Origin of the sequence: Neobacillus rhizosphaerae, from assembly GCF_050477885.1 — a bacterium.
GTDB lineage: Bacteria > Bacillota > Bacilli > Bacillales > Cytobacillaceae > Neobacillus > Neobacillus rhizosphaerae_A.
This window is the reverse complement of the sequence record NZ_JBCNAC010000086.1, coordinates 13,558-38,122: the sequence shown is the minus strand read 5'-3', so window position 1 is coordinate 38,122 and position 24,565 is coordinate 13,558. Positions and strand designations below refer to the sequence as shown.

Sequence of the window (24,565 nt, the reverse complement as noted above, 5' to 3'; positions counted from 1 at the left end):
CCTTTCTTTGATTAATCATACGAATGAGAATCATAATGGTTTCATTAGTCATTCTTGTATATAAAGCCTACAAAAGATACAATAGAATGGAATCTGTATAAAGGTGGTCACTATGAATATTTTTAAACAATTTTATAAAAGTATCTACTCCCCAAAAGATATTGCCTTATTTCGTTTCCAAGGAATCGGCAAAACTATTCTTTATGTGTTCTTTCTAACATTGATTTCTGTTCTACCTGCTGTTATTTATTTTAGTACAGCATTAACCACTGGAATAGATACTGCTGAGAAGATTCTGACGAATGAATCGCCTGATTTTTCAATAAAGAATGGAAAACTATCAGCAAAAACCGATGTACCTGTCATAATTAATCGTGAGGACTTCACGATTATTATTGATCCAACTGGCACTATGACTGAAACCGATGTGGAGAACGAAGGAAATGCTTTTGCCTTGCTAAAAGATGAATTCGTCCTTACTGCAGCAGGACGGACAGATACATCACCTTATTCCATGTTTGAAGGTTTAACTAAGGATGAAATGCTTAAATTTATCGATACAATTGCTGGAGTAAAGGGTGTTATAATACCTGTGGTTTCGCTGTTTATATACCTCTTCTCTAGTGCAGCCAGTTTTATTGAAGTGTCCGTTTTAGCATTAATAGGTCTAGTATTAAAGAACCTATTAGGTAGAAAGCTAAATTATCGTCAATTATGGCGAATGGCTGCATACAGTGAAACACTGCCAACGCTATTTTTTACAATTATGGCAGCAATTAAAACCACTGTACCTAACAGTGCGTTGATCAATTGGTTTGTTGTCATCATCGTTCTATACTTAGCTATTAATGAAATCCCAAGACCTAAAACTGTTAACAAAAATGCGCCATAAATAGGTGCATTTTTTATTTATTATGTTCTTTTTCTAATTGGACAAGCATAGGTATGTACAAACTTTCTATCCTGGAGGCTTGTCCGATGAAGAAACTTTTCGGTTTGTTATTATCTATTTTAATTATATATGTTATTTACTTTGATTTAACTGTTGGCACGTTACCCTCTTCAGCCTCTCAGCATGTTGACGCAAAGGTGGAGAACATCACTAAAGAAAACAACAATAAACTTAAAACAGATATTCCAGCATTTGAAGCAAAAGTAAAACCGGGAGATACAGTGATTTCTATCGTTGAAAATGAGTTAGATAAATCTCTTCCCGTTTCAATAACCGAGCTTATTGAAGATTTTAAGAAGCTCAATCCTGGAAAGTCTCCTGAAAAAATTCAGATTGGCTCCACTTACGTTTTTCCTGATTACTCAAAAAAATGAGGATAATCGCTTCTTCTTGTCAAAAATAGTGGTAGACTGATAAAATAAAGTCGAATTGATTTTAGAACCCTTATTCGAATTCCAATTTAAAGGAGCGAATTCCACGTGAGTGAAATTATACATCGCACAAAAACCCGGCCAGTTAAAGTTGGTAACTTAACAATAGGCGGGAATAATGAATTAATTATTCAAAGTATGACCACAACTAAGACTCATGATGTTGAAGCAACAGTTGCTGAGATTAAACGTCTTGAGGATGCAGGTTGTCAAATTGTTCGAGTAGCCTGCCCAGACGAACGAGCAGCTAATGCTATATCAGAAATCAAAAAACGAATTAATATTCCCCTTGTCGTAGATATTCATTTTGATTATAAATTAGCTCTTAAAGCTATCGAAGGCGGAGCAGATAAAATCAGAATTAATCCCGGTAACATCGGTAAGCGCGAAAAAGTAGAGGCTGTTGTTAAAGCAGCAAAAGAACGTGGAATTCCTATTCGCATTGGGGTAAACGCAGGTTCTCTTGAAAAGAAGATCCTTGAAAAATACGGATACCCAACTGCAGATGGAATGGTCGAAAGTGCCCTTCATCATATTAAAATTCTTGAGGATTTAGATTTCCACGACATCATTGTTTCCATGAAAGCATCAGATGTTAATCTGGCGATTGAAGCTTATGAAAAAGCTGCACGGGCATTTGACTATCCATTACATTTAGGGATTACAGAATCCGGAACACTATTTTCTGGAACAGTGAAGAGTGCGGCAGGGTTAGGCGCGATTATTAGTAAAGGAATCGGTAACACCCTTCGTATTTCTTTAAGTGCAGACCCGGTTGAAGAAGTGAAAGTAGCAAGAGAACTATTAAAAGTTTTCGGACTTTCTTCTAATGCAGCCACATTAATTTCATGTCCAACTTGTGGTCGAATCGAAATTGACCTAATCAGTATTGCAAATGAAGTCGAAGAATATATCCAAAATATTAAAGCACCAATTAAGGTTTCCGTTTTAGGTTGTGCTGTGAATGGTCCTGGTGAAGCTCGAGAAGCTGATATCGGAATTGCAGGTGCTCGCGGTGAAGGTCTGCTTTTTAGAAAAGGTGAAATCGTTCGTAAAGTTCCAGAGGTCCAAATGGTTGAAGAATTGAAAAAAGAAATCGATCAAGTTGCGGAAGAATATTTCCGTAAAAAAGCTGAGGAAGAAAAGATAAATCAATAAGATTAAACAGTTTGAAACCCGGTAGACACTTCTACCGGGTTTCTTTTTGCTCCTAGGCTGCGTTCATGTTAAAAGAACGGAAGAATAAACATACCAAGAATGATCGAGATGGCACCAATACCTATTGCCCAGGCACCAAGCCCCTCAGCACCTCTTCTTCTAGCAACAAACCCTAACACAATACCGGCAGCACCAAAAAGAATTGGCATAACAAACAGGGACAAAATAGAAAGGGCAATTGCAAGGGTACCTATTCCGGTCCCTCCCTCTGCTCTCTCCCTATCCCCTGTACGCACATCTCTTCGAACGACTGGTACTGGGGCTGCTATTTCGGCAGCTGTTTCTTCCCTGTATCCATGAGAATGGATTGGAACGGATGCTCCAATTTCAGGAACAGGATCGTCTTTTTTCAATGAGTAGCGAGTTTTTATAGGCTCGGAAACTTCAGATGCTACTTCTTCCCTAAATTCTGATGGAGAATTGGGGATATCTTCGCCTATAATTGAACTTCGAAGGGCTTCCTGAACTCTTGTGTCTCTTTCATCTGCCATCCTAATCCCTCACTTTCAGTAATAGGAGCATTTATTATTGTTTGCTTCCTTCAAATTTTTAATATGTTAAAGTTTAACTGCATTAGTTAATTATTTCATTTACCGAAAAATTTACTTATAAATAAATACTTTATTGTTAAGCTGTCTTTGGTAAAATAAAGATAGTCTATTGCAATTTGAAGGTGAGCCTAATGAGAAGAAGATTTGGAATTGACATTGATGGAACGGTAACTTGCCCTAAATCCATACTACCTTTTATCAATCAAGCTTTTGGAATGGAAATTATGTATGAAGACGTGAATCAATATGACTTGACGCCATTTGTTAATGTATCGGAGAAAGAATTTGCACAATGGTTTGCCAAGAATGAACCACTAATCTATAAAGAGTCTCCGCTTGCAACAGGTGCAAAAAAAGTCCTTAACAAGTGGAAAAATAAACATGAACTGTTCTTTATTAGTGCTAGGGGCTCCCATTTACTTGAAGTCACTGAGAATTGGTTTTTTGATCAAGGATTAACCTTTGACCATATTGAATTAATTGGTTCCCACGATAAAGTGGCAACAGTAAAAAAGCATAAAGTGGAAATCTTTTTCGAGGATAAACATGATAATGCGATAATGATTCAAGAAGAATGTAAGATTCCAGTTATTTTATTTGATACCCCCTACAATCAAGACCCAATTCCAAATGGTGTTATACGGGTAAATAACTGGATAGAGGCAAATGATTGGGTTAACCAATGGTTAAAACTCCAAGGAACCAAACCTCAAATGACCAACTCCTATTTATAGGATAATAAAAACAGCTTGTGCTCCCACAAGCTGTTTTTTTCTTTAATTTAAACATTCCGGACAGCGGCCATATATTTCAAATTTATGCCCTGAGACGTCGTAGCCTTTCAAATTTTCACTTAGACCATTCATAGGGCAGGTTTCAATTTTCTTGGTTTTGCCACAGTCTAAACAGATAAAATGGTGATGATGGTGGCTGCTTGAACAGGTGAAACGGAAATGCTTTTCCCCAGATAACTCTGTCATCTCTAAAATCCCCATATTAACAAATAAGGATAAGTTGCGATAAATCGTATCAAAGCTTAGACCTGGATAATCATCCTTTAACTGATCTAGGACATCCTTAGCGGTTAAATACTTATCGCTATCAGCAAACAATTGAAGCATATCTTCTCTTTTTCCTGTTTGCTTAAATCCATTTTCCTTTAGGTATTGGATTGCTTCGTTAACATTCACTTAGCACCACCTCCTAATGCACCAGTTAATTTTTTGTAAAAAATAGAACATACAAGAATAAGAACAGCAAGCATAACAATTGTCCCACCGGGAGCCAAATCTAAATAGTAAGCAATAAAAAGGCCGCCCAATACTGCTAATTCACCAAAAAGAACAGATAAGAAAATGGTTTGTTTAAATCCCTTTGCGATTCGAATACTGGCTGCAACTGGTAACGTCATTAAAGAGGATACCAGTAGAATTCCAACAATTCTCATAGATGCCGCAATAACCAAAGCAACCATAACAATAAAGATGAAATGGATACTTTTAGCAGCAATACCAGATGCTTTTGCATGCTCTTCATCAAATGAGAGCAAGAATAACTCTTTATACAAGAAAATAATAACCAAAATAACCAAAATACTTATGATAAAAATAACCCATAGATCTGTACGACTAACAGCAGAAACACTCCCAAACAAATAACTGAACAAGTCTGTATTGAATCCATTTGCAAGCGAAATAAAGATAACGCCAAGTCCAATCCCGCTTGATAAAATAATAGGAATGGCCAGCTCCTGATAGTGTTTATAGACCCCTCTTAGTTTTTCAATAAATAATGATCCGCCTACTGAAAAAACCATACCTAAATATAAAGGATTTAATCCGGCCATTATGGCAAATTTCTTTTCAATAAGAAGGCTGGCTGCAATACCCGCAAGCGTTACATGACTAAGTGCGTCAGCAATTAAAGATAATCTTCTCACAACGATAAAAACACCGAGCAATGGAGCCAGTATCCCGATCATTAATCCGGTTAAGAAGGCATTTTGTAAAAATTCATAATGAAAAATTCCTTGAATCATTTTCTGGCGCCTCCGTGTTCATGGTGATGGGCGAGTAAATGAACGCCATGTCCATAAAATTCTGACATTCCTTCCCCTCTCAACTCTTCAAATTCTTTTGTTTCACCATGAAAATGTAAATGTTTATTTAAGCAAGCAACATGTGTGACCTTATCAGAAATAGTGCCAATATCGTGTGTAACCAACAGCAAGGTAATCGCACGGTTTTTGTTTAAATCGCCGAGCATTTGATAGAATGAATTAACATTTTCCGCATCCACTCCTACCGTTGGTTCGTCAAGAATCAGCAGTTTGGGTTCACTGACTAGTGCTCGGGCAATAAACACTCTTTGCTGCTGACCACCAGAGAGTTCTCCAATATTTCTGTTACTGAATTTTCTCATGCCTACTGCTTCTAATGCCTCATATACCTTCAGCGAATGTTCCTTTTTAAAAAACGTAAACAAACCGAGCTTTTTTGTTAACCCGCTTGCCACTACTTCAAATACTGTAGCAGGGAAACCTGTATTAAAGGAATTAGCCTTTTGTGACACATAACCGATTTTCTGCCAATCTTTAAATTTAGAGATTTCCTGACCAAATATAGTGATCTCGCCTTTTTGGGGTTTTAATAACCCTAATATCAATTTTAACAATGTTGATTTTCCTGACCCATTTGGCCCCACAATAGCTAAAAAAGAACCGTCAGGAACAGACATGTTTATATCTTCTAAGACCGTATCCTTCTCATATCGATAAAATAAATGTTGAATATCAATTATTGATTGCATGTTATGCACACTCACTTTTTAATTATAAGAATCATTCCGATTTAACTTAGTGTAGTATACAACACGGTATTGCGATTGTAAAGCATACAGCAACAGGGCTGGTGCAATCCACTTTCTCAATCATTTGTCACACTCCCGTTTGTTTTTCATACATTAACATGGAGGAGTGATGAGGGTGAAAATATTTGAAAACATCATTAATCATAAGATCAACACGATTACTGCTGAAGAGTTAGTCAAATATGCCAATCAATTTAATATTAAAGTAAACCAGCAACAGGCTAGGAAGATTGCAGAATACTTACGTGGTAAAAACATAAACATTTTTGATGATACACAACGAAGTAAATTAGTAAAAGAAATTGCAAAAGCAGCCGGTCCGGAAACAGCGCGCGAAGTCAATAAATTATTAATGCAGTTTACCAAACAATAAGAAAAGGTTCATTGAAAAAAGCTGTGCTCACTGGCACAGCTTTTCCTTATGATTGCATGATTACATCTAAAAGATTTTCATTAAATGTCTGATTGCGTAGCATCTCGATTTCATGTTTATATGGTGCTTTTTTATTGTTCTTATCTTCTCCAACAAAAGGGGTTTCAAGAATCTTAGGAACATCCATCAATTGGGGATGGTGAACGATATAATTGAGAGCCTTAAAGCCAATATGACCAAAGCCGATATTTTCATGGCGGTCCTTCCTCATACCAACTGCATTTTTACTATCATTGATATGAAGAACCTTTAGTTTATCTAGACCCACAATTTTATCAAATTCATTTAAGACACCATCAAAGTCATCCACGATGTTATAGCCGGCATCATGCGTATGGCATGTATCGAAACAGACGGATAATTTATCACTATAATTAACCCCATCCATAATCATGGCAATTTCTTCAAAAGATTTACCACATTCAGATCCTTTTCCTGCCATGGTCTCTAAAGCAATTTGAAGTTGTTCCTTACCAGTCAAAACCTCATTTAATCCTTCAATAATCTTCTTAATTCCTGCCTCTGTGCCTGCACTCACATGGGCACCAGGATGAAGGACAATTTGCTTTGCACCGAGCGCTTCTGTTCTTTCTATTTCACTGCGGAGGAACCTTACACCTAACTCAAATGTGTCTGGATTTGTGGTATTCCCAATATTAATGATATAAGGAGCATGGACAATAATTTCCGAGATTCCATTCTCCTCCATATGCTTCCTGCCTTCTTCAATGTTCAGGTCTTCAATTTTCTTTCTTCTTGTATTTTGAGGAGCACCTGTATAGATCATAAACGTATTTGCCCCATAAGATACTGCTTCTTTACTAGCAGCAAGCAGCATATCCTTTCCGCTCATTGACACGTGTGACCCGATCTTCAACATCTCTTTCCTCTCCATTCAATTTCTTATTTCTTTTTCTGTTCCAATCTTCGCTGACGCTTTTTTATTTTATCCATTTCCCATTGCATTTTCTTTTTATAGCCTGGCTTTACCTTTTGTGGCTTCTTCACTAGGGTTTTAGCTGTTTTAGCTGCTTCATCTTCTTTTCTAACTCTTGTCTTTCTCTTATTTCGTTCATCTATTTCAACAAAACCATCTTTTTTAAGATCCACATGTTTAAAATGAATACCCATTTTTTCTAACTTATTTAACGCATCTTCATCGGAATTTTCATAAATGGTAAGGGCAATCCCTGTATTACCTGCTCTCGCTGTTCTCCCTACCCTATGGATATAAAAATCCAAATCTGTTGGAAGTTCATAGTTTATAACATGGCTGACACCTTCAATATCGATACCCCTTGAGGCGAGGTCAGTTGCCACGATATACTGGAACTCCAATTCTTGAATTTGCTTCATCATTTTTTTACGTTCCCGTGGGTTTAAGTCCCCATGAACACGGCCAACCTTTAGCCCTTTTTCATTTAAGAAATAGGCTACCTCTTCAGCCATTTTTTTAGTATTCGTAAAAACAATCGCTAAATAGGGATTGTAAGCAAGCAATGCATCATGAACAAGCTGCTTCTTACTGCGGTGTCTTGATGGTACAATATAATGCTCTAAGTTTTCAGCAGCCTTATTTTTTGCATCAATGTGGACCGTTTTTGGATTCTCCATATACTTCTTTAAAAAAGGTTTTAATTTTTCAGGAATAGTTGCTGAAAAGACGAGCATTTGCAGTTTCTCAGGCATTTTTGCCGCCACTTGGTCCACATCTTCAATAAATCCCATATCAAGCATCATATCCGCTTCATCAACAACAAGGATTTCTGATGTATGGACAAAAAGTGCTTGTTCCACCATTAAATCTTTGATTCGTCCTGGAGTACCTACAACAATGTGCGGCTGTACCTTTAATTTCTCTATGGTACGCTGCTTATCAGTTCCACCAATATAGCATCTTGTCATGATTTGACTATCTGGACTGCATTTTTCTGTTACTTTTAAAATTTGTTGATAAATTTGTGAGGCTAATTCTCTTGTCGGTGCAGTAATAACTGCTTGTACCTCTTGACGCTTTGGATCAATTTTTTCAAGAATAGGTAATACATATGCAAATGTTTTACCTGTTCCTGTTTGGGATTGGCCGATGGCGCTTTCTCCCTTTAGGACTATTGGAATCATCCGTTCTTGAATTTCAGTCGGATCAAAAAAACCAAAATTATTCAGTGAATCTATAATAAAAGGCTGAAACTTAAAACGATCAAATTTATTTACTTTCATATAAGGGCTCCTTATTCTAAAAATATCCAATGGTTATATGGGTATAATGTAGTTTTCTTCATCAGCATGTGCCTACACTTTTTATTCCATCATGTTATTATATTAAAGTTTCTCTTAAATCACCAGCTAACTATCTATATATTTCTTATCTTTTACATTTTATCCTGTTTTTAAAATGAAATTTAGTTTATCACTTGTGTAGAATACCTAAACCAATTTAGGATAAATGCATATTTTAAAGCATGAGGGAACGAAAGGAGGTCATGGTATGCAACCAAGACCAAGATTACCTATGCAGGGCGGAATGGGCCCAGGTATGTTTGGAGGCAGAAATCCAATGATGGGACCTGGGAACAATCCTTTTGCTGGAAGAAACCCAATGATGGGACCAGGTGTTAATCCCTTCGGAGGTGGAAGCCCAATGATGAGGCAGTCTGCCAATCCATTTGGGGGAAGAAATCCAATGATGGGTTCAATGGGAAGACAGATGAACGGCGGCGGCGGGCTGCTCTCAAAAATTCTCGGTAGAGGAAATCAAGCAGGTGGTGCAGGCGGACTTTTGGGCGCTCAAGGAGCCGGCAGGGCCGCATCAGGTGGAGCTGGTGGATTACTCCAATCCTTAAGTAACCCAGGTGGATTATCCAATATGCTTAATAATACTCAACAGGTATTAAGAACAGCACAATCCATAGGCCCAATGATTCAACAATACGGACCTATGGTCAAGAATCTCCCAGCCATGTGGAAGCTGTATAAAGGATTTAAAAATGCATCAAAGAGTACGGAAGAAACAACGAATGAGAAAAGTAATCAATCAGTAGCCGTTATGGATGAAGAATCTTCGAATAACGAGCAAACTGAAAATCGTCGTACAGGGAAACAATCTAGTCAAAAAAAGCAACAAAAGCCTTCTAAAAGTACCGGACAACAGCCAAGAGGAAATTCCATTCCAAAAATGTACATCTAACCTAAGAATGCTGGAAACAGCATTCTTTTTATTTTATCTATATATAAAAGGAAGGATATGTTAAAGAAATGTTGATTGGAGCGGAAGGCGTGAAGACTCCTGTGGGAGTACGGTTCAGGGGAGACCCCGCAGGCGCAAGCGCCGAGGAGGCTCGCCGAAACGCCCACGAACCGCTTGCGCCGGGAGCGGAAATCAACAGACAAGTTAAACAGAGTCAAAAGGAAAAATGTATCTTTGTATTCTATCTATTAGTTTTATATAATAAATACATAGTCTATTAAACAATGTCTTTTAGGAGGACTTCATATATGCAAATCATTAAGATATCTCCACGCGGATACTGTTATGGCGTGGTCGACGCTATGGTCATCGCCAGAAACGCCGCATTAGATAAATCTTTGCCACGTCCGATCTACATTTTAGGGATGATTGTTCATAATAAACATGTAACAGATGCTTTCGAGGAAGAAGGAATCATCACACTAGATGGAAAAAACAGAAAAGATATTCTTGATAAGGTAGAAACAGGGACAGTTATTTTTACTGCCCACGGGATTTCTCCAGAAGTACGTGAACTTGCTAAAAAGAAAGGCCTTGTAACCATTGATGCCACATGTCCTGACGTGACAAGAACACATGACCTCATTGAAGAAAAGACCAAACAAGGTTATCACGTCATTTACATCGGGAAAAAAGGGCATCCAGAACCAGAAGGAGCTGTAGGTGTTGCGCCTGACATGGTTCATCTGGTGGAAACCCCAAGTGATGTTGAAACATTAACCATTGATTGTGAGAAGCTACTCGTAACGAACCAAACCACTATGAGTCAATGGGATGTTTCAGATACGATGAAAATGGTTCAACAAAAATATCCTCATGTTGAGGTTTATAATGAAATTTGCCATGCAACCCAAATACGCCAAGAGGCAGTTGCCGGTCAGGCAACTGAAGCTGACGTTACTATTGTTGTAGGAGATCCAAAAAGTAATAATTCTAATCGCCTTGCACAGGTTTCAGAAGAAATCGCTGGTACAAAAGCGTATCGTATTGCCGATATTACTGAATTAGAAATTGATTGGATTAAAGATGCTAAGACGGTGGCTGTTACATCCGGAGCCTCCACACCTACTCCTATTACAAAGGAAGTCATTACGTTCTTAGAACAATTTGATCCGAATAATGAAACCACTTGGGAACGGAGAAAAACAGTTCAATTAAGTAGAATATTACCCAAGGTCAAAAAGACCGAAAACGAATAATATGAAAAGAACCGCGTCTAACTTTAGACCGGTTCTTTTTATATGTTTATATGAATTGAAAAGGATCTGTATTTACTTCAGAAGGGAATACCTCTACTTCGTATCCTTTTTCACTAAATATTTTTTGCAAGGCTGCTGTCAATCCTTTTTTCATGACCTTTTCAACATTATGTCCAGGGTCAATCATATTAAGGCCTTGCATCATGGCATCATGTGCTGTGTGATAATAAATATCTCCAGTTACATATACATCGGCGCCTTTGAATTTGGCATTCATGAAATATTTATTTCCATCGCCCCCCAAAACAGCAACCTTTCTAACCTTAGAAGCTAGATCGCCAACTACTCTTACTTGTTCTACATCAAGTGCTGTCTTTACTTTTTCAGCAAACTCTCCAAGAGTCATTTCACTAACTTTTCCTATCCTACCCAGACCAAGCACTTCCCCTTTATTTTCAGTCGGATATACATCGTAAGCGACCTCTTCATAAGGATGTGCTTTAATCATCGCAGTAATAGCTTTTTTAAGAAGCGGTTCTGGAACAATGGTCTCAATTCGAATCTCATCTACCTCTTCTAACTGACCAGGTTGACCCACAAAGGGATTTGTATTCTCACCAGGCAGAAACCGCCCGGTACCACTTGTCGAGAAGGTACAATGACTGTAATTCCCTATAAAACCTGCTCCGGCTTTGCCGAGTACGTTTCTAATTTCTTCTGCATGGCTTACTGGAACAAAAACTACTAATTTTTTTAGCTTTGTATCAAAAGTAGGGACAAGTACTTCTGGTTCCTGTAATTCTAATGCAGCTGCCAAGAGGTCGTTTACTCCTCCCTTTGCAACGTCCAGATTGGTGTGTGCAGCATATACTGCAATATCATGTTTTAAAAGTTTTTCAACCATTCTTCCTTGAATTGTATCCGTTAGTACATTTTTTAGTGGACGAAAAATAATTGGATGATGTGCAATGATGAGTTGTACGTTTTTTTCTATGGCTTCATCTATAACATTCTCTAGCACATCAAGAGCGATCATGACTCGTTCAACTTTTTTGTTTAGCCGTCCAATTTGCAAGCCGATTTTATCACCCTCCATCGCTAAAGATTTCGGTGAAAACTGTTCAAAAAGCTGAATAATCTCATGCCCGTTAGGATTCTTCATTTTTCAAAGCCTCCTCGACTAAATTTATTTTATTTACTATCTCTTGCTTTTTTTCAATGGTTTCGGCAGTTTCTCCTGCACTCTCTAACTGTTCAACAATCCTCTGCCAATTTCTTAATTCCATTGTCCATTTTTTTTGGAAGGCTTCTTCTTGTTTTCTGCTAAGAAATGGCCCTAACAATAAGCCGCTTTCAATTTTTTCATTATAGGGTTTATACGGATCGCCCTTTTCACCTACGAGGACTTCATAAATCTTCCCATCTTCTTCTATGATTTCTTCTGAAACAAGCTCCCAGTTATTTTCTAAAAACCATTTTCGAATAGAAACGGCACTAATATTCGGTTGCAATACTAAGCGCGTGACTGAATCCAGCTTTTTTTTTCCATTTTCTAAAATACTCGTAATTAAGGAGCCGCCCATCCCGGCAATGGTGATACAGTCAACTTCCCCAGGTTGAATTACTTCCAACCCATCACCCATTCGCACCGAAATAATGGTAGTTAATCCTTCTGATTGTACATTTCTTTCAGCAGATTGGTATGGTCCCATAGCAACTTCCCCTGCAATAGCAAAAGAGATTCCTGTGTTCTTTGCTAAATAACAAGGTAAATACGCATGATCCGAACCAATATCTGCCATTCTAGATCCAGCTGGAACATATTTAGCTACTGTTTCAAGTCGCATTGATAATTTATCTGTATTCAAAATACCACCACTTTACTAATTATAATAACTTTTTTAAATCGCTTTTCTCATTATAAAAAAAAGTCCTTCACTTATGCAAAGGACTTCTTTTAAAACGTTAAATTATTTGATAGTTTTTAACCAATCTGCCATTGCTCCCGCTTTATCTGGTGTAACTAGACCAGCAGGCATGTTACCTTTACCCTTTGTTACGATCTCCACTAATTGTTCCTTAGAATACTTGCTCCCAACACCTTTTAACGTAGGACCAACTACCCCTTGATACTGATCGCCGTGACAAGCAACACATGTTTGCTTATAAATGTCTTCCGGATTAGATGCAGCTACTTCCGTTTTCTCGCTGCCATTTCCTTCACCCTTCTCACTAGCTACTTCTTTCATATCTCCAAGGCCTTTGAAAGACATGACAAATACAAGTACGATTCCAAAAACCATGATAAGAATAAAAGGAATTACTGGATTACGTTTCATGAAATTAACCTCCCTTATGTACGAACATCTGTTAATAAATAAATAGTCTACAAACAATTACTATTTTACTTGAAAATGAACAGAAGGAAAAGCCCTAAACTTATTTTATCACTATAATCTTTGTAAAAATTAAAAAAGAGGTAAATTAACAAAAATAATTAATTTACCTCCCTTAGCTTTCCCTTATTTATTTTTAACAACCAATTAATCGTGAAATAACCATTCGTTGAACTTCGGATGTCCCTTCACCAATTTCAAGCAGTTTTGCATCACGCATCATTCTTTCCACATGATACTCTTTCATATAACCGTATCCACCATGTATCTGAACAGCCTGGTTCGTTACTTCCATACAGATTTCAGATGCATATAGTTTACACATAGCAGCTTCCTTTGAGAACGCTCTGCCTTGATCTTTTAACCAGGCAGCTTTATATACCATATTTCGTGCCAATTCAATTTTCATAGCCATATCGGCTAGTTTGAATTGTATAGCTTGGAAGGAGGAAATGGATTTTCCAAATTGCTTCCGTTCCTTTGCATAGGTGAGTGCTTTCTCATATGCACCCTGAGCAATCCCCACTGCCATAGCACCAATCCCAATTCGTCCCCCATCAAGCGTAATCAAAAACTGTCTAAATCCCTCTCCACGCTTACCTAAAAGGTTTTCTGAAGAAACTCTTACATCCTCTAATACAAGCTCAGTGGTATTCGAAGAATTCAAACCCATCTTTTCATAATTATCAATAATCGAAAAGCCTTCAGAATCAGTAGGAACAATAATAGCACTTATTTCTTTCTTTCCGTTATTTTCACCAGTTATAGCCGTTAAGGCTAAATGCTTTGCGAAGCTTGCGTTGGTAATGAAACACTTATTCCCATTTATTATGAATTCACCATTCGTTTCTCTAGCAGTAGTTCTTGTCCCGCCCGCATCTGAACCAGCATTGGGTTCCGTTAAACCAAATGCACCAAATGATTCCCCAGTACAAATAGGAGTTAAATATTTTTGCTTTTGTTCTTCAGTCCCAAACAAATAAAGTGGAGCGCCACCTAATGAAATATGAGCAGAATAGGTAATCCCTGTCGAAGCGCACGCTCTACTTAATTCTTCAGTTACAATGGCAAAGCTGACAGTATCTGCCCCGGCACCACCGTATTCTTCAGGGAAAGGAAGTCCCATAATCCCCATTTCAGCAAGCTTTTTAAAAATCTCTATTGGGAATTGTTTGGTTTTATCTCTTTCAATAGCACCAGGTGCTACCTCTTCATCTGCAAATTGGCGAATGGTCCTTTTAATCATATCTTGTTCAGCTGTTAAGTCAAAATTCATTTTTATCCCCCTTGAAACAACTTTGTATGCGCTTACTTTATTTATTATAAAAGAAAGAACCAAAATTTCACAACATTTAAAAATTTTATAAAATAATTAATTATTCAAATATAATAAAAATAATAGCACTACAAAGTTTCTAAAGAAGAATTTACACTTTTTACAAAGAGAATAAGTTACAAAAACAAGATTATTCCTTTTTCACGAAAATAAAATTCAAAAAAACCAACGAATAAATCAATGTGCCTATTTGCAAAATGAGAGACAATTCAGTAAAATAAACTCAAATACAGTAAGTGCTTTCAATATAAATTTTTGTGAAAAAGCAAAAAAAGGTTTACTCCATTAAAGAGTAAACCATTAAGTAAATAAATCTATTCTAAGAAATCTTTCAACCGTTTGCTTCGGCTTGGATGACGTAATTTCCGCAATGCTTTCGCTTCAATTTGACGAATTCGTTCGCGGGTTACTCCAAAGACTTTCCCTACTTCTTCTAGTGTACGAGTCCGGCCATCATCCAATCCAAAACGTAGGCGAAGGACATTTTCTTCCCTGTCTGTCAAGGTATCGAGAACATCTTCTAATTGCTCTTTTAATAATTCATAAGCAGCATGTTCAGAAGGAGACGTTGCATCCTGGTCTTCTATGAAATCACCAAGATGAGAATCATCTTCTTCACCAATTGGTGTTTCCAATGAAACAGGCTCTTGAGCAATCTTTAGAATTTCCCTTACTTTATCCGGGGTTAAATCCATATCTTCACCAATTTCTTCTGGTGTTGGTTCACGTCCAAGATCCTGTAATAATTGACGTTGAACACGGATTAGTTTGTTAATTGTTTCAACCATATGAACAGGAATACGAATAGTTCTCGCTTGGTCCGCAATTGCCCTTGTAATGGCTTGGCGAATCCACCATGTTGCATAGGTACTAAACTTAAAGCCTTTGCGATAATCAAATTTTTCAACTGCTTTAATTAGACCCATATTTCCTTCTTGAATCAGGTCTAAAAATAGCATTCCACGACCCACATAGCGCTTTGCTATACTTACGACCAGACGTAGGTTCGCTTCAGCCAAACGACGCTTCGCTTCCTCGTCACCTTCTTCAATACGGTTGGCGAGTTTAATCTCTTCTTCACCAGAAAGTAAGTCAACGCGTCCAATCTCTTTTAAATACATACGAACTGGGTCATTAATCTTAACACCTGGAGGAACGCTAAGATCATTTAAATCAAATTCGTCATCCTCTTTTGATAATTGTTTACTGTTTGGAGCTTCCTCACTATCGCCGACTAATTCGATTCCTTGATCACCCAGGAATTCATAAAACTCATCCATTTGATCAGATTCTAAATCAAAATTAGCCATCTTTTCGGCAATGTCATCATAGGCAAGGACACCAACTTTTTTTCCTAATTCAGTTAACTGATCTTTTACTTGTTCAAAGGTCAGTTCATTCTCGGCCTCTTTTGAACGGGCTGATTTTTCAGCAGCCATATGTCCTCCTCCTTCCAGAATCAAAGACACTAAAATGGAATCTATAACGATTTACGCAATTGAATAATTTCAATACCAATTGCAGCAGCTCTACTAAATTCACCCTGTCGCTCTGCTTCTTTTTGTTCCACTTCTTTTTCTTTTATCTTTAGCATTTTTTGATAATTCAACACCTGTTTGATATAATCAGTTAATTCTTGATCACTTAATTCATCATTAATGGACATCATTTCAATATTTGCAACCATTCTTCTAAGATTTTCATCTTGAATATAGGTTAAAAACGCACTAGAGTCAGGTTCTATGTGATCTTCGTAAAATCCTAACAGATATGTTATTATTGCCTGATGTTCATCAATATTAAACGTGTTTTGTTGTAATAAATCCTGAACCTTGTATGCAACATCACGATTTTTTAGCATATGTGCAATTAAACGCCTCTCAGCAGTATAATGTGCAGGCTTTAACTCGTTGACTTGCTTAACAATTTTCAATGGTGGTTTATTACTTGATTCAGTCTTTCCATTGGATTTTCTTTTTTCTTCGAAGAAGATTTGCTTTTGCTGCTGTTTTAAAGCATCCAATGATAGAGAAAATTCCCCAGCAAGTTGACGTAAGTAATGATCTCTTTCAACAGCCTTATTCAATTTGCTGATTTCTTTAATTATTTGTTCGATATAAGCAAGCCGATCTCCTTCAATTTGAAGATTTTTTCCTCTTCTAAAGTAAAGAAATTTAAAACCCATCCAGGTTAAGCTTGCACCAATTACTTCATTGCGAAATTTTTCAGAGCCATTTTTTTTTATATATTCATCAGGATCCATTCCATCTGGCATCATAGCCACCTTGATTTGGAAACCCGCATCATTTAAGTGACTACCTGCTCGATAGGCAGCTTCAATCCCAGGCTTATCAGAATCATAGCAAATAGTTATGGATTGAACGCTTTGACGTAATAGGGCTATATGTTCATCTGTTAAAGATGTCCCCATTGTGGCAATACCATTCTCTACACCAGATCGATCTGCTGCAATACAATCGGCAAATCCTTCAAACAAAACAGCATGTTGCAACTTTTTTATACTTGATTTAGCTAAATGATAATTATATAGAATTTTACTTTTATTAAAGATTGCGGTTTCGGGACTATTTAAATATTTGGGCTCATCGGCACCAAGTGATCTCCCTGAAAATGCAATCGTATTACCATTACGGTCGGAAATTGGAAACATGATTCGATCTCTAAATCGATCAAAATATGTCCCGTCTCTTTCCCGCCGGATAATAAGTCCGGCTTTTTCCATCCATTCAGACGAAAAATCCCTTTTAGATAGGAACTTATAAACAAAATCCCATGAATTTAATGAATACCCAATTTGAAACTTATCAATTGATTCCCTTGAAAAACCTCTATCTAATAAATACTCTAATGCGTGCTGACCTTCTTTTGTATTTACAAGTAAGTGGTGGTAAAATTTCCTTAATAACTCATGGGCATCGAGCATGGCCTGAAACTCTTTGGAAACCTTCTTCTCTCCAGAAACCGAAGACATCTTAATATCGAGATCAATATTAACTCTCGCTGCTAGTTTAATGGCTGCTTCTTGGAAAGACATCCCTTCTAGTTCCATTAAGAAAGAAAAAACATTTCCACCTGCACCACAGCCAAAACAATGATAAATTTGTTTATCAGGCGATACTGAAAATGAAGGGGTGCTTTCGCCATGGAATGGACACAATCCGAAGTAATTTCGCCCCTGCTTTTTCAGTTGAACATAATCGCTGATTATTTCGACAATATCAACAGCTTGACGAACTTGATCAATCTTTTCTTCGGCAATACGGTCTGCCATGTAAACATCTCCATTTGTACTTACAGGTATTCGGCAGGCAATCTTTAAATTCCTGCAAATTTCGACAAATTTTTTATTAATTCTGCCGTGAAACTTTGTACTACATTCTCCTTAAATAACACTCCCTTTGGAGATAAAACTGAAATACCCTTCAAAAGTAAGGATGATGCAAGTCCAAAATCCTGTGTTATGATAACGTCCCTTTTGCCGCATGGTTCAAAATGAACAAATCAGCAGCTTCCTTTCCATATCAACATATTTCCGGTGTTTGCATATGTAGAATAGTTCGTGACAGGGTGATCGTAGGAAGCAACACATAACTTCGACGGAAAAATCGGAAGCTATTTCGACAATTTCCTCTATAACCAGGCATGAATCTGCATCCACAAAACTAGTGGAATGATTTTTGCATAAGTATTAATTCTACATCACTCCGCATATTCCTTCTTAAAGTGATAACTTTTACAAAAAAGGATTTATGTCGAATTTTTTTTAGGGGGTTGCCTTGACATCTAACAATAAATAGTTTATTCGTTCACATGCAACTCTAAACCTAAAAAGAAATATTTTTATCACAATTTTTTATTATAGTACAATCATTATCATTTTACCATAACTATTTTGTATTAATTTTTGAGTTTTTTTCATAAAAAAGCACATAATCAATTGATTATGCGCTTACGGTCTACCTTTTTGAATATAATTTAAAATAACATTTGCTGTTTCTTCTACAGCTTTATTGGTCACATCAATCACAGGGCAGTTAATTTTTGCTACTAATTTTTCAAAAAAGGTTAATTCCTCTTTTATCCGTTCTATATTCGCATAGCTTGCCTGGTCATTTAATCCCAGAGATCGTAATCGTTCCCGTCTAATATTATTTAACTTTTCAGGGCTAATCTTTAAACCAAAGCACTTTTCGATAGGAACCTTGAAAAGTTCTTCTGGTGGATCAACCTCAGGTACAAGTGGAACATTTGCAACTTTTAAGCGTTTATGGGCCAAATACTGAGATAGCGGAGTTTTTGATGTTCTAGATACACCGATTAATACAATGTCAGCCTTTAAAATCCCTCTTGGGTCACGCCCATCATCATACTTAACCGCGAATTCAATCGCCTCAATTTTTTTAAAATAATCCTCGTCCAACTTTCTGACAAGTCCAGGCTCACATAATGGAGTTTTTCCGCTATAAATTTGAATTTGATCCATGATCGGTCCAATTAAATCAACAGCAATGATTCCTTCTTTTTCCGCACTTTCCTTCATATATGTACGCATGTCCGGTTTAACTAGTGTAAAGGCAATCATTCCTTTATCAAGAGAAACAAGTGATAGGACTTCATCGATATGTTCCTTGTCTTCCACATAAGGAAATCTTTTTAATGTCATACCTGAACCATTAAATTGAGTTATTGCAGCTTTGGTCACTAATTCAGCTGTTTCTCCAACCGAGTCAGACACTACATAAATAATTGGTAAACTCATTCTCCCCCAACAGCTCCTCTATTCAAGTAATCTTTCGTTATTCATCTCCTAAAGCAACAAAGGCTTTGGTTATATTCGTTTTCGTTATTCTGCCAATTACTTCAAAACCCTTTTCAGATCTTTTCACTACCGGGAGAGCATCGATTTGTTTTTCAATTAATTTCTTGGCAATATCGATCAATAAGTCTTCCCGCTCACACATCGTAATATTAGGCATCCTGGTCATAATAATATTAACAGGTATACTTGTAAGTTCCTGCTTCCCAATACTTGCCCTTAGCAAGTCTTTTCTAGAAAGAACACCTACTAAAAGAGTTCTTTGGTCAACTACAAATAATGTTCCCACATCTTCAAGAAACATTGTACAGATAGCGTCGTAGACAGAAACATTCTCATTAACTACAACAGGTATGGATTGATAATCCTTCACATAGATTTTTTGAAGGTTTTCTGTTAATAATTGGGCTCCTGATTTTCCTGTATAAAAATATCCAACACGTGGTCTGGCATCAAGGAAACCAGCCATTGTTAGGATTGCAAGATCAGGTCTTAAGGTTGCTCTGGTCAAACCTAATTGATCAGCAATTTGCTCCCCTGTTATTGGCCCATTTTCCTTTACTATTTGTAGGATATGTTCCTGGCGTTTTGTCAGTTCGATTGTACTCACCACCCTTAGTATGGATTCCAAATGACCCCAATATCTATGATAACGTTATACTTTAATAGAAATATTATATACTAATTATCCTAAAGGCGGAAGTATCCTTTATGTGACGCTATTTTGCAATACAAAATAAAAGGTGTGGTTTCCCACACCTTTTGGACTTAATCTTTTTAAAATACCATTTTTTCCTGAAGGAAGCTAACAAGCTCAGCGATTGGGATTCTTGTTTGCTCCATCGTATCACGGTCTCTTACTGTTACCATTTGATCTTCTTTTGAGTCAAAATCATAGGTAATACAGAACGGTGTTCCGATTTCATCATGACGGCGGTAGCGTTTACCGATAGAACCAGCCTCGTCATAATCAACAGTAAAGTATTTAGATAATGTAGCAAAAACATCCCTTGCCTCATCAGATAACTTCTTGGATAACGGAAGAATGGCTGCCTTAAACGGTGCTAGTGCAGGATGAAAATGCATAACTGTTCTTGAAGTACCATCTTCAAGCTCTTCTTCTTCATATGCATCAATTAAAAATGCTAATGTGACACGGTCCGCACCGAGTGATGGTTCGATACAGTAAGGAATATACTTTTCATTCGTTTCAGGATCAAGGTAATGGAAATCCTCACCCGAAAATTCCATATGCTGCTTCAAATCATAATCTGTTCTTGAAGCAACACCCCAAAGCTCACCCCAGCCAAATGGAAACTTATATTCAAAATCGGTCGTTGCATTACTGTAGTGAGAAAGTTCATCTTCAGAATGGTCACGCAATCTTAAATTTTCTTTTGTAAGGCCTAAAGAACCTAACCAGCCTTCAGCAAAGTTTTTCCAATAATCAAACCATGTAAGCTCATCTCCTGGTTTACAGAAAAATTCAAGCTCCATTTGTTCGAACTCACGTGTACGGAAGGTGAAATTTCCTGGTGTAATTTCGTTCCGGAAGCTTTTTCCGATTTGAGCAATACCAAATGGTAATTTCTTTCTCATTGTACGTTGTACATTTTTAAAGTTTACAAAGATTCCTTGAGCTGTTTCAGGTCGAAGGAATATCTCATTTGTACTTGACTCAGTAACCCCTTGGAAGGTTTTAAACATAAGATTAAATTGTCTGATGCCTGTGAAATCATGACTTCCACAATCCGGACATGCTATATTATGCTCTTTGACAAGCTCTTCCATTTTCTCAAACGGCAAGCCATCAACAACCATTTCGATGCCTTTTTCATCAAGAGCATTTTCTATTAATTTATCAGCGCGGTGACGCGCTTTACAGTTTTTACAATCAATCATTGGATCATTAAAGTTCCCAATGTGTCCAGAAGCTTCCCATGTTTTTGGATTCATCAGTATACTCGCGTCCAAACCTACATTGTAAGGGGATTCTTGAACAAACTTCTTCCACCATGCCTGTTTGATATTGTTTTTGAATTCAACGCCTAATGGACCGTAATCCCATGTGTTTGCCAGTCCACCGTAAATTTCTGACCCTGGAAAAATAAATCCTCTGTGCTTTGCATGTGCAACAATTTGCTCCATCGTTACCTTACTCATTTTTATTGCTCCTTCTCTAAAAAATATTTTTCTTTTAAAAATGGGGGAGACATTTCGAGCAAATAAAAAACTCCCATCCCTATGCTTATTAGCATAGGGACGAGAGTTACCCGCGGTTCCACCCTATTTGCTGCTGTAATAGCAGCCTCCTTAAATGTGCTTTATCAACACTCAATTGCTCAGGAACGCCTTCATTAGTGCTCTATACCCTAGCTCTCACCATCCTAGGTTCGCTTTTATAGAGGGAAATCTAATTACTCTTTTCCGTCAATGCAAATATTTTATTATCCAAAATATTAACCAAAACTTCCGCTATTGTCAACATAGCTATCATAAGAGATTACGAAATTGATCCATGGAATTAAGAAATTTCTTTGTTTTCAAGTGAAGTCCCGAGTACTCTTCATAATATGCGTTAATCACATTTTTTAGTTCGGCCTTCGTTTCTACTTTAACAGATATATTTCCTAGTCTAGAAAGATCAAAATAATAAAATAGCCTTAATAATTTAACGGCAGCTGGTGATAATTTATAATGGTATGGATCTTTTTCTACACATCTGTGGCAAATAAATCCGCCTTCCCGAATGGAAAAAGAAAAATGTCCGTCTGTACTGCCGCAAACGGAACATTGATTCAAGACTGGATATAAGCCCATTACATTTAACATCTTCATTTCATAGATATTCATCAGAATATCAGGTTCATACCCCTCGTTCATGTAATTCAAAGTTTGGAATAGCAATTCAAAATGAAAAGGGTTTGGTTTTTTTTCTTCAGTACATTTATCAGTTAGCTCAACAATATAACTAGCATATGCAGTTAAGAAAATATCTTCACCAATTGACCTTAATGAAGTAGCAATCTCACCTTGTTGCAGGCTACCTAATCCAGAACCTCTTTGTACTAAAAAATAACCATGTGTAAAAAGCTGGGTAATGGAAGAGAGGCGGCTGTTTGGCTTTTTAGCTCCTCTGGCCATAACACCAATCTTCCCCCATTCCCTAGTGAATATAGTTACAATTTTATTTGTTTCACCATAATCAGTCGTTCTAATGACGATGCCTTCACACTTCTGAAGCATAAATGTCACCTTCTAAAGTAGTACGAAGACAAACTTATGAAACGGGAAAATCGATTTGTGCTAGCTCATCATTCAGATTTCCGGGTATTTCTTGGTTTTCCTTCTCAAGCTCTTTGAAGAGAAGATATGTGTCAATATTACCTGTTTGGAGGAATACTTTCCACGTAAAATCCATCATCGAAAACCCCACCTTTCAATATTTAGACTAGCTTTAATTCAATCCCAAACCTTACATTTATCATAGCCTGCCTGCGCAAAAATCATAAGACGAAAAAATTGTTAATGTTGTCCATGCATAATCTGATCTAAATCGTAATATTTTAGTTAGGGTTATTCTCAATATTCATCTTCGTTAAAGCCATAATCACGAAGTTGGGACATTTTGTTGCGCCAATCTTTTTGAACTTTTACCCATAATTCTAGGAAAACCTTAGATCCAAGAAGATTTTCAATATCTGCCCGTGCCCGCTTCCCAATTTCTTTTAACATACTTCCTTGTTTCCCAATGATAATACCTTTTTGGGAATCTCTCTCTACAATTACAGTTGCCATAACATGAATGATATCTTTACCCTCTCTACGCTCCATTTTGTCTAAAACAACAGCCAAGGAGTGGGGGATTTCCTCTCTTGTTAAGTGCAGTGCCTTTTCCCTGATAAGCTCTGTAATAATAAAGCGCTCGGGATGATCAGTTACTTGATCAGCAGGATAGTATTGTGGTCCCTCAGGTAAGAAGGATTTAATTTGGTCTAGGAGCCGTTCCACGTTATTTCCTTCAAGAGCTGAAATCGGAACAATTTCTTTAAATGGATATTTCTCTTGATAAGACTGTATAATCGGCAATAAATCATCCGGATGAATTTGATCAATTTTATTAATTACTAGAAAGATTGGAGTGTTGACTGTTTGAAACTTCTCGAGAATAAATTCTTCTCCCCTGCCAAATCCTTCCTCGGCGTTAACCATAAATAAAACTAAATCTACTTCTTTTAGTGTATTTTGTGCAACCTTCATCATAAAGTCGCCTAATTTATGTTTTGGTTTATGAATACCAGGAGTATCAATAAAAATCATTTGAGAGTCATTAAGAGTTAGCACACCTTGAATCTTGTTTCTTGTTGTTTGTGGCTTATCACTCATAATAGCAATTTTCTGACCAATAACCCGATTCAGAAAGGTTGATTTTCCTACATTTGGACGGCCAATAATTGAAATAAACCCTGATTTGTATCCGTTTCCATTCCCATTATTCTGCATGTAAATCCTCCGGAGAAAAGGCACCAGGTAATAATTCTTCGACTGTAATTTCCTGAATATCCCCTTTTAGGTTGGTTAAAACGACTTTCATGTCTCTTGGACAAAGTTCGGAAATTACTTGTCTGCACGCTCCACAAGGAGAACATGGGCGTTCTGTATCGGCAACAACGGCGAGCAATTGAAAATTCCGATCTCCTTCGGAATAGGCTTTAAATAAAGCTGTGCGTTCTGCGCAGTTGCACATGCTATATGCGGCATTTTCAATATTACAACCATGGTATACTTTTCCATCTGTTGTTAATAAGGCTGCTCCAACTCCAAATTTGGAATATGGAACATAAGCTTTATCTCTTGCTTTTTTTGCTTCTTCAATTAATTGTTCGATGTTCACTAGCTCTTCTTCCCTTCCAGCAAATTTCTGCTGTTTCTTTATTTTACCTTAAAAACGAGAGAAAATCATTACTTGTAGCGAAAAAGTAATATAAAATTTTTAAAAATTAGAATTTTCTCATAACTCAACTTGTCTAGTAATGAAAGTTGGTAATTCATTTTACCGAATTCCCTGCACCATTTCAAATCCATTTAAAATGTTTA

At 37.0% G+C, this 24,565-nt stretch carries 26 protein-coding genes, 1 pseudogene and 1 other annotated feature; of the genes and pseudogenes, 7 read left to right on the top strand and 20 right to left on the bottom strand.

The window, feature by feature from the left end; genetic code table 11:
- Nucleotides 1-112: 112 nt before the first annotated feature.
- The 3 genes from ABES03_RS11570 to ispG all read left to right on the top strand — a co-directional run bounded on the left by ABES03_RS11570 (nt 113) and on the right by ispG (nt 2,541).
- On the top strand, nt 113-892 hold the full coding sequence (locus tag ABES03_RS11570) for a DUF1189 domain-containing protein (protein WP_430117438.1): 780 nt from the start codon (nt 113-115) through the stop codon (nt 890-892).
- Nucleotides 893-978: 86 nt separating this feature from the next.
- Nucleotides 979-1,326 carry a LysM peptidoglycan-binding domain-containing protein gene (locus ABES03_RS11565; protein WP_430117437.1) on the top strand — a complete coding sequence of 116 codons (348 nt, stop codon included), beginning with the start codon at nt 979-981 and terminating at the stop codon, nt 1,324-1,326.
- Between the two features lie 114 nt (nt 1,327-1,440).
- The gene (ispG, locus tag ABES03_RS11560) at nt 1,441-2,541 is read left to right on the top strand and encodes a flavodoxin-dependent (E)-4-hydroxy-3-methylbut-2-enyl-diphosphate synthase (RefSeq protein ID WP_430117447.1); all 1,101 of its coding nucleotides are present in this window, start codon (nt 1,441-1,443) and stop codon (nt 2,539-2,541) included.
- 68 nt (nt 2,542-2,609) lie between these two features.
- On the opposite strand, the gene ABES03_RS11555 is transcribed toward ispG, so the two are convergent.
- Entirely contained in the window at nt 2,610-3,092 is a 483-nt protein-coding gene (locus tag ABES03_RS11555; protein ID WP_430117436.1) for a hypothetical protein, read from the bottom strand.
- Between the two features lie 191 nt (nt 3,093-3,283).
- Between ABES03_RS11555 and ABES03_RS11550 the strand changes: the two genes are divergently transcribed.
- Nucleotides 3,284-3,886: a 5' nucleotidase, NT5C type gene (locus tag ABES03_RS11550; RefSeq protein ID WP_430117435.1), complete on the top strand. Its 603-nt coding sequence runs from the start codon at nt 3,284-3,286 to the stop codon at nt 3,884-3,886.
- A gap of 42 nt (nt 3,887-3,928) precedes the next feature.
- Here ABES03_RS11550 and ABES03_RS11545 read toward each other — a convergent pair whose 3' ends face one another.
- Genes ABES03_RS11545 through ABES03_RS11535 form a run of 3 tightly spaced genes read right to left on the bottom strand, consistent with a single transcriptional unit; the run spans nt 3,929 to nt 5,960 of the window.
- Nucleotides 3,929-4,342, bottom strand: coding sequence for a Fur family transcriptional regulator (locus ABES03_RS11545; RefSeq protein ID WP_308083155.1), 414 nt, complete (start codon nt 4,340-4,342; stop codon nt 3,929-3,931).
- Nucleotides 4,339-5,190 (bottom strand): metal ABC transporter permease, encoded by an 852-nt coding sequence (locus ABES03_RS11540; RefSeq protein WP_430117434.1) that lies wholly within the window; start codon nt 5,188-5,190, stop codon nt 4,339-4,341. Before ABES03_RS11540 ends, ABES03_RS11545 begins: the two co-directional genes overlap by 4 nt.
- On the bottom strand, nt 5,187-5,960 hold the full coding sequence (locus tag ABES03_RS11535) for a metal ABC transporter ATP-binding protein (protein ID WP_430117433.1): 774 nt from the start codon (nt 5,958-5,960) through the stop codon (nt 5,187-5,189). Before ABES03_RS11535 ends, ABES03_RS11540 begins: the two co-directional genes overlap by 4 nt.
- A 175-nt stretch (nt 5,961-6,135) precedes the next feature.
- Here ABES03_RS11535 and ABES03_RS11530 point away from each other — a divergent pair, with 175 nt between their 5' ends.
- A complete protein-coding gene (locus tag ABES03_RS11530; protein ID WP_430117432.1) occupies nt 6,136-6,393 on the top strand; it encodes a DUF2624 domain-containing protein in 258 nt (85 codons plus the stop codon).
- A gap of 46 nt (nt 6,394-6,439) precedes the next feature.
- Here ABES03_RS11530 and ABES03_RS11525 read toward each other — a convergent pair whose 3' ends face one another.
- Together ABES03_RS11525 and ABES03_RS11520 are read right to left on the bottom strand one after the other, a co-directional pair.
- On the bottom strand, nt 6,440-7,333 hold the full coding sequence (locus ABES03_RS11525; RefSeq protein WP_430117431.1) for a deoxyribonuclease IV: 894 nt from the start codon (nt 7,331-7,333) through the stop codon (nt 6,440-6,442).
- Nucleotides 7,334-7,356: 23 nt separating this feature from the next.
- Nucleotides 7,357-8,673, bottom strand: coding sequence for a DEAD/DEAH box helicase (locus ABES03_RS11520; RefSeq protein ID WP_430117430.1), 1,317 nt, complete (start codon nt 8,671-8,673; stop codon nt 7,357-7,359).
- Between the two features lie 268 nt (nt 8,674-8,941).
- On the opposite strand from ABES03_RS11520, the gene vrrA reads away from it, so the two are divergent.
- Both vrrA and ABES03_RS11510 read left to right on the top strand, forming a co-directional pair.
- Nucleotides 8,942-9,640 (top strand): VrrA/YqfQ family protein, encoded by a 699-nt coding sequence (vrrA, locus tag ABES03_RS11515; protein ID WP_430117429.1) that lies wholly within the window; start codon nt 8,942-8,944, stop codon nt 9,638-9,640.
- A gap of 308 nt (nt 9,641-9,948) precedes the next feature.
- A complete protein-coding gene (locus tag ABES03_RS11510; protein WP_430117428.1) occupies nt 9,949-10,899 on the top strand; it encodes a 4-hydroxy-3-methylbut-2-enyl diphosphate reductase in 951 nt (316 codons plus the stop codon).
- A 46-nt stretch (nt 10,900-10,945) separates the two neighbouring features.
- Here the strand turns inward: ABES03_RS11510 and ABES03_RS11505 are convergent, their stop codons facing one another.
- The 14 genes and pseudogenes from ABES03_RS11505 to ABES03_RS11440 all read right to left on the bottom strand — a co-directional run bounded on the left by ABES03_RS11505 (nt 10,946) and on the right by ABES03_RS11440 (nt 24,362).
- Entirely contained in the window at nt 10,946-12,061 is a 1,116-nt protein-coding gene (locus tag ABES03_RS11505) for a Nif3-like dinuclear metal center hexameric protein (RefSeq protein ID WP_430117427.1), read from the bottom strand.
- Nucleotides 12,048-12,767 (bottom strand): tRNA (adenine(22)-N(1))-methyltransferase, encoded by a 720-nt coding sequence (locus ABES03_RS11500; protein WP_430117426.1) that lies wholly within the window; start codon nt 12,765-12,767, stop codon nt 12,048-12,050. Before ABES03_RS11500 ends, ABES03_RS11505 begins: the two co-directional genes overlap by 14 nt.
- Before the next feature lie 102 nt (nt 12,768-12,869).
- Nucleotides 12,870-13,238, bottom strand: a complete 369-nt coding sequence (cccA, locus tag ABES03_RS11495) for a cytochrome c550 (protein WP_430117425.1) — start codon at nt 13,236-13,238, stop codon at nt 12,870-12,872.
- Between the two features lie 193 nt (nt 13,239-13,431).
- Nucleotides 13,432-14,571, bottom strand: a complete 1,140-nt coding sequence (locus tag ABES03_RS11490; protein ID WP_430117424.1) for an acyl-CoA dehydrogenase family protein — start codon at nt 14,569-14,571, stop codon at nt 13,432-13,434.
- A 374-nt stretch (nt 14,572-14,945) separates the two neighbouring features.
- A complete protein-coding gene (gene rpoD / locus ABES03_RS11485; RefSeq protein ID WP_430117423.1) occupies nt 14,946-16,070 on the bottom strand; it encodes an RNA polymerase sigma factor RpoD in 1,125 nt (374 codons plus the stop codon).
- Nucleotides 16,071-16,111: 41 nt separating this feature from the next.
- Nucleotides 16,112-17,923, bottom strand: coding sequence for a DNA primase (gene dnaG / locus ABES03_RS11480; protein WP_430117422.1), 1,812 nt, complete (start codon nt 17,921-17,923; stop codon nt 16,112-16,114).
- Between the two features lie 44 nt (nt 17,924-17,967).
- Nucleotides 17,968-18,129: pseudogene (locus tag ABES03_RS11475) on the bottom strand (DUF188 domain-containing protein); the annotation flags it as partial.
- 472 nt (nt 18,130-18,601) lie between these two features.
- Nucleotides 18,602-19,411, bottom strand: coding sequence for a pyruvate, water dikinase regulatory protein (locus tag ABES03_RS11470; protein WP_430117421.1), 810 nt, complete (start codon nt 19,409-19,411; stop codon nt 18,602-18,604).
- Between the two features lie 37 nt (nt 19,412-19,448).
- Entirely contained in the window at nt 19,449-20,081 is a 633-nt protein-coding gene (locus ABES03_RS11465) for a helix-turn-helix transcriptional regulator (protein WP_430117420.1), read from the bottom strand.
- A 164-nt stretch (nt 20,082-20,245) separates the two neighbouring features.
- Nucleotides 20,246-21,631 carry a glycine--tRNA ligase gene (locus ABES03_RS11460; protein ID WP_430117419.1) on the bottom strand — a complete coding sequence of 462 codons (1,386 nt, stop codon included), beginning with the start codon at nt 21,629-21,631 and terminating at the stop codon, nt 20,246-20,248.
- Nucleotides 21,632-21,723: 92 nt separating this feature from the next.
- Nucleotides 21,724-21,911: a binding site (T-box leader), on the bottom strand.
- 50 nt (nt 21,912-21,961) lie between these two features.
- Entirely contained in the window at nt 21,962-22,714 is a 753-nt protein-coding gene (recO, locus tag ABES03_RS11455) for a DNA repair protein RecO (RefSeq protein WP_430117418.1), read from the bottom strand.
- A 34-nt stretch (nt 22,715-22,748) separates the two neighbouring features.
- Complete coding sequence (locus ABES03_RS11450) at nt 22,749-22,892, bottom strand: YqzL family protein (RefSeq protein ID WP_074432770.1); 144 nt, start codon at nt 22,890-22,892, stop codon at nt 22,749-22,751.
- Between the two features lie 158 nt (nt 22,893-23,050).
- Nucleotides 23,051-23,971 (bottom strand): GTPase Era, encoded by a 921-nt coding sequence (gene era / locus ABES03_RS11445; protein WP_430117417.1) that lies wholly within the window; start codon nt 23,969-23,971, stop codon nt 23,051-23,053.
- Nucleotides 23,961-24,362, bottom strand: coding sequence for a cytidine deaminase (locus ABES03_RS11440; protein WP_308083136.1), 402 nt, complete (start codon nt 24,360-24,362; stop codon nt 23,961-23,963). The genes era and ABES03_RS11440 overlap by 11 nt, the downstream gene beginning before the upstream one ends.
- Nucleotides 24,363-24,565 lie beyond the last annotated feature (203 nt).